8 protein-coding genes and 3 pseudogenes are annotated in these 12,940 nt (G+C 66.7%); 5 read left to right on the top strand and 6 right to left on the bottom strand.

Features of this window, described 5'->3' with window-relative positions; all coding sequences use genetic code 11:
- Positions 1 to 165: 165 nt before the first annotated feature.
- The 5 genes and pseudogenes from ACFU8Q_RS04140 to ACFU8Q_RS04120 all read right to left on the bottom strand — a co-directional run bounded on the left by ACFU8Q_RS04140 (position 166) and on the right by ACFU8Q_RS04120 (position 6,550).
- Positions 166 to 642: a hypothetical protein gene (locus ACFU8Q_RS04140; RefSeq protein WP_384447453.1), complete on the bottom strand. Its 477-nt coding sequence runs from the start codon at positions 640 to 642 to the stop codon at positions 166 to 168.
- 4 nt (positions 643 to 646) lie between these two features.
- Positions 647 to 808, bottom strand: coding sequence for a hypothetical protein (locus tag ACFU8Q_RS04135; RefSeq protein WP_384447451.1), 162 nt, complete (start codon positions 806 to 808; stop codon positions 647 to 649).
- 540 nt (positions 809 to 1,348) lie between these two features.
- Positions 1,349 to 1,561 (bottom strand): annotated as a pseudogene (locus tag ACFU8Q_RS04130) (IS5/IS1182 family transposase); the annotation flags it as partial.
- 319 nt (positions 1,562 to 1,880) lie between these two features.
- Positions 1,881 to 6,170, bottom strand: a complete 4,290-nt coding sequence (locus ACFU8Q_RS04125; protein WP_384447449.1) for a trypsin-like peptidase domain-containing protein — start codon at positions 6,168 to 6,170, stop codon at positions 1,881 to 1,883.
- Positions 6,167 to 6,550 carry a CU044_2847 family protein gene (locus tag ACFU8Q_RS04120; RefSeq protein ID WP_384447446.1) on the bottom strand — a complete coding sequence of 128 codons (384 nt, stop codon included), beginning with the start codon at positions 6,548 to 6,550 and terminating at the stop codon, positions 6,167 to 6,169. Before ACFU8Q_RS04120 ends, ACFU8Q_RS04125 begins: the two co-directional genes overlap by 4 nt.
- Before the next feature lie 519 nt (positions 6,551 to 7,069).
- Between ACFU8Q_RS04120 and ACFU8Q_RS04115 the strand changes: the two are divergent.
- Positions 7,070 to 7,288: pseudogene (locus ACFU8Q_RS04115) on the top strand (transposase family protein); the annotation flags it as partial.
- Between the two features lie 2 nt (positions 7,289 to 7,290).
- Positions 7,291 to 7,815: pseudogene (locus ACFU8Q_RS04110) on the top strand (transposase); the annotation flags it as partial.
- Positions 7,816 to 7,865: 50 nt separating this feature from the next.
- Here the strand turns inward: ACFU8Q_RS04110 and ACFU8Q_RS04105 are convergent.
- Positions 7,866 to 8,213 (bottom strand): hypothetical protein, encoded by a 348-nt coding sequence (locus ACFU8Q_RS04105; protein ID WP_384447443.1) that lies wholly within the window; start codon positions 8,211 to 8,213, stop codon positions 7,866 to 7,868.
- Between the two features lie 788 nt (positions 8,214 to 9,001).
- Here ACFU8Q_RS04105 and ACFU8Q_RS04100 point away from each other — a divergent pair.
- The 3 genes from ACFU8Q_RS04100 (at position 9,002) to ACFU8Q_RS04090 (ending at position 12,937) form a co-directional block, all read left to right on the top strand.
- Positions 9,002 to 10,024, top strand: a complete 1,023-nt coding sequence (locus ACFU8Q_RS04100) for a LacI family DNA-binding transcriptional regulator (protein ID WP_384447440.1) — start codon at positions 9,002 to 9,004, stop codon at positions 10,022 to 10,024.
- 5 nt (positions 10,025 to 10,029) lie between these two features.
- Complete coding sequence (locus ACFU8Q_RS04095) at positions 10,030 to 11,625, top strand: FAD-dependent oxidoreductase (RefSeq protein WP_384447571.1); 1,596 nt, start codon at positions 10,030 to 10,032, stop codon at positions 11,623 to 11,625.
- A gap of 142 nt (positions 11,626 to 11,767) precedes the next feature.
- Positions 11,768 to 12,937 carry an ABC transporter substrate-binding protein gene (locus ACFU8Q_RS04090; RefSeq protein WP_384447437.1) on the top strand — a complete coding sequence of 390 codons (1,170 nt, stop codon included), beginning with the start codon at positions 11,768 to 11,770 and terminating at the stop codon, positions 12,935 to 12,937.
- The last annotated feature ends 3 nt before the right edge of the window (positions 12,938 to 12,940 follow it).

Below are 12,940 nucleotides of genomic sequence, written 5' to 3'. Positions count from 1 at the left end.
ACATCTGCTTTGTAAGCCTGGCGCTGACTGTAGGAGAGTTCTGGCTGGTCAGTGACCGTGCGCCAGCGCCACGCCTTCAGCCCGCAACTGAACCGTCTCGTACCTCAAGTGACCGTGAATGGCCGCTCGATCTGGCACGGATCTGGCACAGCCAGCGCCGTCAGCTCAGTAGTGCCAACGGTTCGCGCCAGCCTCATAGCCGCAGGTGATCTCACGCCCGGCTGCGTCCGTCGTCCTCGCCCCCACATCGGCCTTCCGACAGAACTGTCCGGCGTGGTAGCAGTTACCGGCGTTGGACCGGATGCTGCACAGCTGCGTCGTGGAGGAGCTGCCGCCTGACGATGTACTCCCACCCGAGCTAGAGCTGCCGAATGATGAGGACCCGCCGCTGCTAGACGTATTACTGGACTTGGCGCGCGGCGGGTGCGCGCATGACTCGCCCATCTCCACGATCTTGAGCGTGAGCTTCGTGGCCGTGCTGTAGACACCGGCGGACGGACTCTGCGAGCACACCTTCCAGTTGTAGGTGTGCACCACGGTGCGCCTCAGCTCGCTCGCGTCCACGTACGTCACCGACTTGACGTGGTGGTTGTGAGCGTTCGCCACGGCCTTCTGAAGGTTCCAGCCGGTGTAGTCACTCACCGTCTCATTGACGACCGGCTCCTTCGAGGGAGACGCGGACGGGGACGTCGAGGACGTGGCCGAGGGAGAAGCCGATATGCTCGCCGAAGCCGAGGGTGAAGTGGACACGCTCGCTGAAGCCGACGGCTTGGCCGATACGTCGTTGTCCTGTCCCCCGCCAGCGCACGCTGTGACGGTGACAAACAGAGCCACAAGCCAGACCACCAGGCTTCCGTAGCCCAGGCGCTCCTTCATCGTTCTGGTCGTCCCATTCTGGGCACCGTTGGATTCTGACCAACTTGCGGCATCTCGAAGAGACATGCAACCCCCCTGTCACTTGCTAGCAGTCACTGCTGAAGACCCGTGCCGGCGAGGACGCCATACCGTCTCTCGAAGCGCGTGTTACTCCTGGCGGCGCGTCGGAGGAGATCTTATGTCCTTTGTGATGTTCTTGTGAAATTCGACGGCCCGTCAGGTCGGTGGCAGCGCTGAGGCTCGCCGGCTCGCCGCCCTATGAGCTCGTAACAAGATCAAGGTTCTAGTGCTGGCTGGCGAGGTCTCAGTCTGTTGGAGTGGCCCGCGGCGATACGGCGGTCGCACTTACCATGGGAATGCGCCGGACCCCTGGAAGGAGATCACGAACCAGACCACCAGGGGCATGAGGACAAGGAGAACGAACACAGTCAGGGCCTTCGCCCACGCTGCTGACTTGCCAGGGCCTTCAGTCGGCATGAGCGCTCCGGACCGCCTGGGCGTAGCCGAGTACCAGCGCCCGGGTCTGGTGCACGGTGTCGTGCTTGCGCAGGTACACCAGACCCACAAGCGCACGTTGGTGCGGCGGGAGTTTGCAGCGACGGTCACCGTCGCGGGTGACGATGAGCATAGTAACCCACTCGACCAACGCATGGGGCAGGTCGAGTGCGGCGGGATAGGGAACCAACGAGGCACCTGCGCGGACGAGTTGAGACTTCGAACGTCTTCCTCAACGGCACGGGTGCCTCGTGCGTTGCGCCCTCGCCGGGGTCATCCCATCGGTGGCTACCCTGAAAACGCTCACTGACTCGGGCATGGGTTTCGATAGGTGACGTCGGGCGCGTAATTATGCCACTGCGAGGGAGTGAGAGAGCCCGCGCTATAGGAACAGAGGCGGGCAGCGAGGTGGTCCGGGTCGGCGTCGAGCAGGGTGACGGTGTCCTGAGAGGCAATGAGGAGAGTTGGTCCCGTCGACACGAACGCCACGGCGTCGATCTCGGCGGCACTCAGGTCGTGGATGGGGGCGATGGGAGCGATGGGAGCGACCAGAACAGGGCTGTCAGGATTGCGGATGTCCCACAGTTCAAGGTCGGTGCTGTTCCAGATGGCCATATGCGTGCCGGTCTGGGCGATTTTGATGCCTCTGACGTTCTGAACAGTCGGGATGGTCGATCGAGGGCGGGGGTGTTGGGGGTCGCTGATGTCCCAGAGAGACACCGTGTTGCCGCTGTTTCCGCCAGCAGCGAGTAGGCGGCTGTCACCGCCCATCTCCAGACCAATGCCGAAGGCACCGGGCAGTTCAGCCTTTGAGCTGGGTCCGCCGCTGGCGGTGAAGTTGAACAGTTGCACGGAAGAGCACTTGCAATTGATGTCCGGTGTGCTCCTGACGGCGACGACCGAGCCGTTCGATGTGGCACCGGAGAGACTGGTGCCCCTATTGGAGCCTTGGTCGGAACCACTGCCCCCTCCGGGGACCTGACAGTCGAGAAGCTTGCGTGCCTGGGCCTGGCCGGGTTGCTGATGTCCCACCAGTCGAAGCCGGTATCGGTGGCCACGTAGGCCGTGCTGCCGTGATCGAGGACGCCGGCGTCGTTGATCTTCGTGGCAGGGAGGGGGATCGAGCCGACCTCTGTGGCGTCGAGGGCGTCGCTGACGCGCCACAGATGGAGTGCCCCTTTGCCGATCACCGCGATGAGTCGTCCGGTGTCGGCCGCAGTGACACCGAACGTGAGGATCATGTCACCGAGGCCTGTTGAGTCAGTGGGGAAGTCGGCGATGCCCAGGGACGCGACTCTCACCGGCTGATGCGCATCACTGAGGTCCCACAGCTCCACGTCACCGTCCCACCCGATGGTCAGCAGGCAGCCCGGGTGGATGAACGAGGTGCCCCGCGCGGAGACCGGCAGTGTCGCGACGAGGGTGGGATCTTCGGAGGTGGAGAGGTCCCAGACCCCGACGGACTGCGGCCGGGTCGGTGAGGACCGTGGGCCTCGCTGCGGTGCGGCCATGAGGCGTCCGTCGGAGCTGAAGGACCAGGGGTCGAGGCCGCCGAAAGACATACCGTCGATCTTCCGAGCAGCTGAGCGCCACCGGCGTACCACCCCGTCGACGCCTGCGGCCAGCAGGCCACCGGCCGGAATGATCGTCATGGTAAGGGTGCCGGCGGCGGTCTCGACGCAGCTCGATATAACCGAACCACTACTGATGTCTTCCGAGCGCAGGGAAGCAACGCAGAGTTGGCCTTTGGGGTCCTTGACGTCCGCGCCAGCGTACGCGAGCAAACTGCTGTCCCTGCTGAAGGCCACCGTACTGATGTTCGCACCCAACGAGCTTCCGCCGCTGACCTCGATCGGTTCAGGTCGAGAAGGGTTCCTGACTTTCCATAATCCGATGTCCATGCCGCTGGCTGCGGCGAGCAGGTTGCCGTCGGGGCTGAAGGCGATGGCCTTGTAACCGGTCTTCTGGGAGGAGAGCCGAGTGGGGTTGGCCGGGTCGGCGAGGCTCCATACCTGGGTCTTCCCGCCCGGGATGGTGGTGGCGAGCGTGTCACCCCGTGGTGCGAAGGCGACGGCGGCGAGGCTCACCTCCCCCTTGATGTTGGTCGGGTTGCGCAGCCGGCCAAGGGCTTTGGGGGTCGTAGGCTGGACGACCGACCACAGGAAGGTGTCGCCGTTCGTGGCTGCGGCCGCGAGCAGAGTGCCGTCCGAGCTGGTGGCCATTGATGTGATCCGTGCGTTCGGGTCCTTCATGCCAGGCTGATCGGGAAGGTGGGCGGCGATCGAAGGCTTTCCCGGGTCAGCGAGGCTCCACAGGCACAGGCCACGGGCGCCGCACATGGCTGCCAGGTGGGATCCCTTCGGAGTGAAGGCGATGCCCGTCCCACCTGCGTTGATGGTCGCGCGGAGGAGTGGCGCGGTCGGGTCGGCGAAGTCCCAGATTCGCAGCGTCCTGCCCTTGTCAACGCCCGCTGCAGCGACCAGGGTGCCGTGCGGGGCTGCCGCAACGGTCGTGTAGGAGCTCCCGGTCTCGCCGACGACGCTGTTCAGCAGCGGGCCGAGCAGGTCGTACAGCCGGGAGCCGGCCTCCTGAGTCGGGGAGCTGTGATAAGCGGCGACCGCGAACTGCGACGCCAGTCCGGGGTCGAAGGGGGCGAGTGCCTGCGCGCGGGCCGCCAGGTCCTTGGAGTCGAGGACCGCGGCCTGCCGGGCCGTGGCATCCCGTTCCCGGTCGGCGATCACGATGCCCGTCGCGGCCAGCAGCGCGAGTACGCACAGCGTCGCGACCGCCGACCGGCGCCGCCGTCTCCGGGACCGGCGGTGGAGACGCCCGCGTTTCAGGTAGTCGCGCTCAGCCTCGCTCAGATGGTCCTTCCGCTCGCGCAACCACGGCTGGGCACCTGCCAGCGTGATCCCGGTCGGCAGCAGTTCGCGGTCGCGTCCGCTGTCCTCCCAGCGCCTTTGATCGTGCCGAAGCACCTCCCGCCATGCCAGGAACGAGCGGTCCTCTTCCACCCACGCCTGCAGCGTGTCCCAAGCGTTGATCAGTGCCTCGTGCGCGAGTTCTACCGTCTCCAGCCCCTCACCGTTGCGGGCAGTGACCAGTAGCCGGGTGGTAGTCAGCAGTTGAGCTAGCTCCCACTCGCCGTCGCTGAGCTCGGTGCGCGGCGCTGTACGGCGCGTAGGCGACATGGTGCCCATCGGGATCCGCACGAGCTGGGTGAGTAGGCGTCGGGCGACCGGCTCGTCCTGGGGCGACACCGTCCGCTTGAAGACACCGCTGGCGTAGTCGCCGAGTGCGCCCTTGACCCCGCCGAGTTTCTCGTATGCCTGGTGCGTCAGCAGTCCGCCTGCCTGGCGCTGCCAGAGCAGATCGAGTGCGAAGCCGAGCAGGGGCAGGGCGCCCGGTTCTGATCCGGTTTCCTCAAGGAGACGTTCGGCCAGGTTGGGCGCGTAGCGCACACCGGCGATGGCGTCGACTGGCGCGGTAACGACCTCGTGCAGTTGCTCGCGACTCATCGGCCCAAGTGCGTAGACTTTACGGCTGATGACCGGCCCGAGACGCGGGTGAGCGAGGGCCGTCTCCAGAAAATCGGCCCGCATGGTGGTGAGGACGCGGACTGTGTCCGGCAGGTCATCAGTGAACAGCACGGCGGCGAACTCGTCGACGGTGGCTGATCCGTGTGCCAGGAGCTCCTCGAACTGGTCCACCACAAGGAGTAGCTGGGTGGCTCCGTGCCGTTCCAGGATCCGGGGCGCGATGTCGGCCAGGCCTGCGGGAGCGCCCAGCAGGGCGGTCAGTGCGGAAAGCCGTTCCAGACGCTGGATCTCGGACAGCCCCGGCTCCAGAAAGGGCAGTAACGCGGAGGCCAGGGCCGACAGGGGACTTCCGCCGGAGTCCGGCCGCAGAACGATCGCCAACGCCCCGGCGGCCCGGAGGCGGGGGACCACCCCGGCAAGGGCCAGCGACGACTTCCCGGAACCGGACGGGCCGGCCACGCAGACCCACTGGTCGCGGGCCAGCAGGTCTGCGATGTCCTCGCTCTCAACGTGACGGCCGCAGAAGATCTGTGCGTCCGACTCCTCGAAGGCCTTCAGGCTCCGGAACGGCGACGGCGGCATCGCGAGGGCCCGCAACGACGGCCAGGCCGTCATCAGGCCGTCGGTCGGGATCAGGTAGCTCACCGCGGGATCCCCGGCCTCGGCCACTGCCACCATGCCGACCACCCCGCCGAGCCGCTCATCCCACACCGGGCTGCCGCTGAACCCGCCGGACACCCGGTAGCCTCCGGGACGTGGGTCGATCTGCACCCACCCGTTGCCCTGCCGCCCCCGCAGCACACCGGAGTGCCAGACGCCGTCCGGGCGCCCGACCGGGAACCCGAACACTCGCACGGGATCGTCCCATAGGTCCTCGGATTGTGACTCTGCCAGCCGCATAGGCACACCGGCGGCGATCGGCACCGCAAGCCGGAGTACGGCGATGTCCGCACTGCCATCAGGCTGCCGCGGAGCCCAATGCTCGACGACCGCCATCACCCCAGCCCCGCCCGGCACACCAGATCCGGACTGATCGGGCCGCAACGGAAGATCGACGAAGACACCGGCACCGACATCCGGCTCGACGCCCCGGCCGACGAGAGCGGCCGAGACAACGTGTGCGCAGGTGATAGCCAGCTCGGGAGTGACCAGGAAGCCCGCTCCCACCGGTTGGCGCAGCGCGTCGTGAATCCGCAGTACCGCCGCGTCCAATGCCTGCGGCGCGACTTCGTCGATGGGCTCCGGGGACGGAGGTGTCACGGTGAGGGTACCGCCGAGACCTGTTCGGCGTCCTCGCCTGGGAGGTTGGCGGGGGTGCGATGCCAGGTCAATGAGACCTTGAAATTCGCTGCAGCCGCAGTGCTGGAGATCACCACATCCGCCTCCGCGGACAGTGACAACCCGAACTCGATCCCGATCTCGTCCGGCGCATGGACCATGCCGCGAAACCCGTCGACGAAGTTCTGCGCCACCGGTCTGACCCCCGCCAGCATCTCGCCCAGCGACCGTGTGGCACGAGCCACCACCTGGCCGGGCCGGGCCACCTGCACCAGACCGTCCGCAGCCTGCTCGATCTCGACCCTCACAACATCAGCTCGTCCGTCCGCCGCAGCAATCGGCAACTCAACGAGATAGGCCATGTCTCCCCCTTGGAGTCTTCCATGCGCCATATATGAACGATCTTGTCTCCGTACCGCTCCCACCCACCCGGCTGACACGAATCCCACGCGAACCGCGCTGGGCCGAAACGGTGGAATCACCGTACAAGGCCTTCTCCGAGGCCGCCCCGGAATCGAGCGCTACGGCGTGTCAACTTAACTGCGGAGATTGGTTGTTGGAGATCAGTTGCCAGCCCAGTGTCGGCTGAAGACAACCGGCGCGGCGGCCCGCTGAAGAACACCGTGGGGGACTTCATCGATTACGCAACCACGTGATCACGGCCCCCGTCTCGGTCGTTCCCGCAACGAGCGACCATGTCGAGGCCATCAACACGATCCACGACAGCCCGGTGTCATACCTCTCCGACGGCAGCACCGGTAGGTGTTCCCCGGCGGTGCTCGGCGGGCACGGTCTGTCCGCCTGGTCGGACTCGGACCGGCAGGGGTGTCGTGAGGAAGGCAACATCTCGCTTCTCGGCTTCCCCTACGAACGCGGGCTCTTCGGGCCCCTGGGGCACGACCGGGCTCAGACACCCACCCGGTGGGCACCTTACCCCGACAGAACGGACGGTCAACCAGGCGCTGGCCGCGTCCCGGGCGCCAGTCGAATGCGGCATGGCACGACTCAAGTCCTGGCGAGACTTCAGGAAATCGCGATGCAGCCCAACTCGCATGACGTCAATCGCCAAGGCCGTCCTCACCCTGGAGAGTCAACGCTGAAAACGCTCATTGACTCCCAGTCCGTGAAGGCGGCCTCGACCGTCGGCAACGACTCCCGCGGCTACGAAGCGGGTAAAAGGATCAATGGCCGCAAACGGCACCTCGTGGTCGACACCCGCGGTCTGCCGCTGTTCGTGATGGTCACGCCCGCCGACCTGCACGACTCCGCCGCGGCCAAGGAAGTCCTCTTCCGCCTGCGGCTGATGCACCCCGAGATCACCATCGTCTGGGCCAACCGGGCCTACGCGGGAAAGCTTGTGACCTGGGCAAAGACGCATCTCAACCTGACGATCAAGACTGTCAGCCGTCCCAAGGGCAGCTCCGGATTCGTCATCCTGCCCCGCCGCTGGGTGGTCGAGCGGAGCCTGGCTTGGATGATGAACGCCCGTCGGCATGCCCGCGATTACGAGCGGCTCATCCAGCATTCGGAGACCCTGATCACCTGGGCCGCGATCACGGTGATGACCCGCCGGCTGACCCGCAAGGGCTTCACGGGCTGGAAGAAGAAGAAGCCCAAGCCCACCGCTGGCTGACATATCCCGGCCGGTCACTGGCCTCGATCCCCCGCAGAGCATCATCATTGAGACCAGATCTTGGGCACTTTGCTGTTTTTGAAGGCATACAAGACTGCGGCGTCACTATTCGCACGGTGGTTCCCGGCCATTGAAATCACGCCATTCTCGTCAAACTTGGCGATGGAGAAAACGTCGGTCCCGATGACCGCGATCAGCGGAGGGGTCCCCGCCTCGATCAGTTCCGCGATCTTTTCCAGCCTGCGAAGACCGCTGTCGATGAGGCGGATCCTGCCTACGAACTCGTCACGGGCACTGGCAGCCGAGAAATGGGGGTGCGTTGAGCGCGTGAGCACCCGCATGTCCCCAGTCTGTGGGTTGAGCTGTTGCCATACCCAGTCCCAAAGTTCCATCCGAGACCCCCCGAGAGACGAATCATGGTGTGGCATTCAGTCTCCCAGAGAGAGAAGCGACGACCACCCGGATTGAAGACAGCTTCTGACCCGGACCGGAGGCGGTGTCACGCCGGGGCAGGCTGCGCTTGCGTGGCCGCTGCTGACCGATCCGGTCAGACATCATCGGCCAACTCGTCCAGATCGCTGATGGTTCGGCAGGCCGCCAGAGCCAGGGGCAGGAGCCGGTCGCGCGGTCGCCTTGGGGCAGCCGGTCACGGAAGTCCGTCAGCACACTCTGGTGGAATCCAGAATCGTACGGATCCGTCGCCAGGGCGTACTCGAAGTCGATCCGGCATCGGGCGGCCTCATTGCCTGCCCGAGAGGCTGAGCAGGAACTGCCGGACGCACACGGCGGCGAGCTGAGCCGGAGAGATGCCAGGACGGCCACCACGCGGCTACCAGGAGACGAAGTCCTCTCGTCCAGAGCCCGTTGAGGCGGTTACGCACCCACATAACCGTCGTCCCACGGGATTGCTGGACCGGACCATGTGGGCGGTGTGCTCGGGTACCACCACACCGGACAACGGATGAACGGACACTTATCACCTCGGGAACGCAGGACTGGGCCAAACCATCCAGAGTGTTCCGAACTGCCCACCACGCTGTCCCGGAAGCTCCAAGTTCCCCGACAGGGCCCCTCGTTGAGACCGTTGACACCGTGAAGCAGCCCGAGTAGCGTCACCGATCACCAGTTGATAATACGTATTATCAACAATGGCTTCAGTAGCCTCCGGAGGAGTTCCCCCGTGCCAAGGATCACGCAGCGTGACATCGCCCGACTCGCCGGCGTGAGCCAGTCGGTGGTCTCGCTCGTGCTGAACAACAGGACCGACGCGACGACCCGCATCGCCCCCGAGACCCGGCAGCGCGTCCTCGACGTGATCCGGGAGACCGGGTACGCGGCCGACCCGGTGGCCCGCCGAATGGTGCGTCAGCACAACCAGATCCTCGGCGTATTCACCTACGAATCGGTGTTCCCGAGCACCAGCGCCGATTTCTACTACCCGTTCCTGCGCGGCATCGAAGAGTGCGCCGAGCAGCTCAGGTGCGACCTGCTTCTGTTCACCAGCGCCCCGGTCACCGAAGGGCGGCGCAAGGTGTTCCACGAGAACAACCGGCTGCGGATCGCCGACGGCTGCCTCCTGCTCGGCCGGGACATACCCCACGACGAGTTGGCCCGGCTGAATCGCGAGAACTACCCGTTCGTGGCAGTCGGCCGACGCGACGACGCGGGCGGCCCAGTGCCCTGCGTGGGCGCGGACTACGCCGCCGCCACCCGGAAGCTGGTCGAGCGGGCCCGGCAGCTCGGGCACCGGGAGTTCGCCTATGTCGGGGCGGGGGAGGGTGCGGAGTCCGCCGACGACCGGATGAACGGGTTCCGTGCCGGTACTCAGGGGAGCGGCCGGCACGAGCGGACAGCCGGTCGGTCCGCAGGGGAGTCCCTGGACGCGCTGCTCGCCGCCGGGGTGACCACCGCCGTGGTCGAGGGCTACGACGACGGGGTCGCGCTGATCCGGGCGGCCCGGGAGCGCGGCGTCGACGTGCCCGGTGACCTGTCGGTCGTGGTGACCGGCGTACCAGCTGAGTCGGCGGACGCCGACATCGCGTGCACCGGCTTCCGCATTCCGCGCCGGGAGATGGGCTGGCAGTCAGTGGAACTCCTCGCCGCCTTGCTGGAGAACGAGTCGACCACCACGCTCCAGCGGCTCCTGCCGTGCCACTTCGTCGAGGGGCAGACCCTCGGCGAACCGAGAAAGGACCGTTCTTGACTGAGATACGCAGCGATGTGCTGGTGGTCGGCGGAGGGCTGGGCGGCGTCGCCGCGGCGCTCGCCGCGGCCCGCGCGGGCCGGACCGTGGTGCTGACCGAGGAGTTCGACTGGCTCGGCGGGCAGCTCACCAGCCAGGCAGTGCCCCCGGACGAGCATTCCTGGGTGGAGCAGTTCGGCGTCACGGCCGGCTACCGGGCCCTGCGCGACGGCATTCGCGACTACTACCGCCGGCACTACCCGCTCACCGAACGGGCCAGGGCCCGCCGCGAGCTGAACCCTGGCGGGGGCTGGGTGAGCCGGCTCTGCCACGAACCGCAGGTTGCGGTGGCGGTCATCTCGGCGATGCTCGCCCCCTACCGCGCCAGCGGGCTGCTCACAGTCCTCCAGCCGTACCGGCCGACCGCCGCCGACACCGACGGCGACCGGGTGATCGCGGTGACCCTAACCCATCGCGACACCGGCGAGAGGGTCCACGCCACCGCTCCCTATGTGCTGGACGCCACCGAGACCGGCGAGTTGCTGCCGCTCACCGGCACCGAGTACGTCACCGGCTTCGAGTCCGCCGCCGATACCGGCGAGCCGAGTGCCCCCCAGACCGCCCAGCCGCTGAACATGCAGGCCGTATCGGTGTGTTTCGCCCTGGACCATGTCGACGGCGACCACACCATCGACAAGCCCGCGGACTACGACGTCTGGCGGTCCTACCAGCCCGACTTCTGGGGTGGACCGCTGCTGTCCTGGCAGTACCCGCACCCCAGGACGCTTGAGCTTGTCGAGCGCGACTTCATCCCCAACCCCGGCGACGACCCGCTGGAGGTCCACGCCGACCAGCGGTTCAACCCGGGCGACGCCAACCTGTGGACGTTCCGCCGGATCGCCGCCCGCGGCACCTTCACCGATGGCGCCTACCCCAGCGACATCACCCTGGTCAACTGGCCGATGATCGACTACTTCGAGGGCCCCGTCCTCGACGTCCCCGACGCCGCCGACCACCTGCGCCGGGCCAGGGAGCTGAGCTTTGCCTTCCTGTACTGGATGCAGACCGAGGCGCCCCGCCCGGACGGCGGCACCGGATTCCCGGGGCTGCGGCTGCGCGGCGACATCACCGGCGGCACCGACGGCCTGGCCCAGGCCCCGTACATCCGCGAGTCGCGCCGGATCAGGGCCGACTACACCGTCGTCGAGCAGGACCTCTCGCTCGCCGTCCGCGGGGAGCGGGGCGCCGTGCGGTACCCGGACTCCGTGGGCCTCGGCATGTACCGGATCGACCTGCACCCCTCGACGGGCGGCGACAACTACATTGACGTCGGTTGCTGCCCGTTCGAGATCCCGCTGGGTGCGCTGCTCCCGCAGCGGGTCGAGAACCTCCTGCCTGCCAGCAAGAACATCGGCACCACCCACATCACCAGCGGCGCCTACCGGGTGCACCCGGTCGAGTGGAACATCGGGGAGGCCGCCGGCACGCTCGCCGCCTTCTGCCTCACTCACGGCACCCGTCCCCGCGCGGTTCGGGAGACCCCTGAGTTGCTCTCGGCCTTCCAGGCCCAGCTCACCGCGGCTGGCGTCGAGCTGCGCTGGCCCGACATCACGGGCTACTAGGCCTCCACGCATCACCGAGGGAGAACACATGTTGATACGAAGAGGGTTGGCCACGGTCGCCGCTGCGATGTCCGCAACGCTTGTACTGGCCGCGTGCAGTGGAGGAGGCTCGGGGGGAGACAGCGGTCCGGTGACGCTGCGGATGACGGTCTGGACATCCAACAAACCGCACCTGAAGCTCTTCAACGAGATCGCCGCCGAGTACAAGAAGAACCACCCCGAGATCAAGGAAATCAAGTTCGACCCGCTGCCGTTTGAGACCTACACCACGGCGCTCACCACCCAGATGACCGGCGGCAACGCCCCCGACCTCGCGTGGGTCTTCGAGAAGGACGCGGCCGACTTCGTCAGCTCCGGGGCCCTGGTGCCGCTCGAAGACACCCTGAAGCAGACCAGCGGCTACCAGTACGACGACCTGATCCCGAGCACCACCAAGCTCTGGAAGAGCGACGACAAGCTGTACGCGTACCCGTTCTCCACCTCGCCGTTCGGTGTCTTCGTCAACCGCGACCTGCTGAAGAAGGCCGGCCAGAAGACGCCGGACCAGCTCGTCAAGGCGGGTAAGTGGGACTGGCCGACCGTGCTCGCCGAGGGCTCCGAGGTGCACCACTCCACCGGCAAGGCCGGCATGGTGATCCGTGACTTCGAATACAAAGAATGGGACAACCTGGCCACCTTCTGGGGCGGCTGGAAGGCCGAGCCCTGGAGTGCCGACGGCAAGACCTGCGCCTTCAACAGCAAGCCGATGGTCGACGCGATGACCGCCCTACACAAGGGGATCTTCGAGGACAAGGCGATGCCGGGCCCCGGCGAGGCCGCCGACTTCTTCACCGGCGACGCGGCGATGACCATCACCCAGATCAGCCGGGCGTCGCTGCTGGAGGGCGCCAAGTTCAAATGGGACCTGGTGCCGCTGCCGGCCGGGCCGAGCGGCGACTACTCGGTGATCGGCCAGGCCGGCATCGGCGTGGTCAAGCAAGGCGGGCACACCAAGGAGGCCAAGGACTTCCTCGCCTACTTCACGAACCCGCAGAACTCCGCCAAGCTCGCCGCCTACTTCCCGCCGCCCCGGGCGTCCCAGCTCACCGCGGAAAACCTGGCCAACACCAACCCGCTGCTGAAGAAGAACCAGCTCGACAACGTGGTCGTCGGCGGCGTTAAGAAGGGTGCGGTCAAGCCGGGCCACACCGGCCAGGCTGAACTCGCCCAACGGGTCCGCGCCGGACTGGACCCGCTGTGGAAACCGAACGCCGACGTCAAGGGTGTCCTCGGCGACCTGTGCGGCAGCATCTCCCCGCTGTTGGAGAAGTGACCA

This window comes from Streptomyces sp. NPDC057543 (assembly GCF_042801895.1).
Classification (GTDB): Bacteria; Actinomycetota; Actinomycetes; order Streptomycetales; family Streptomycetaceae; genus Streptomyces.
Note: the sequence above shows the minus strand (reverse complement) of the source record. Positions and strands in the feature narration are given on the sequence as shown.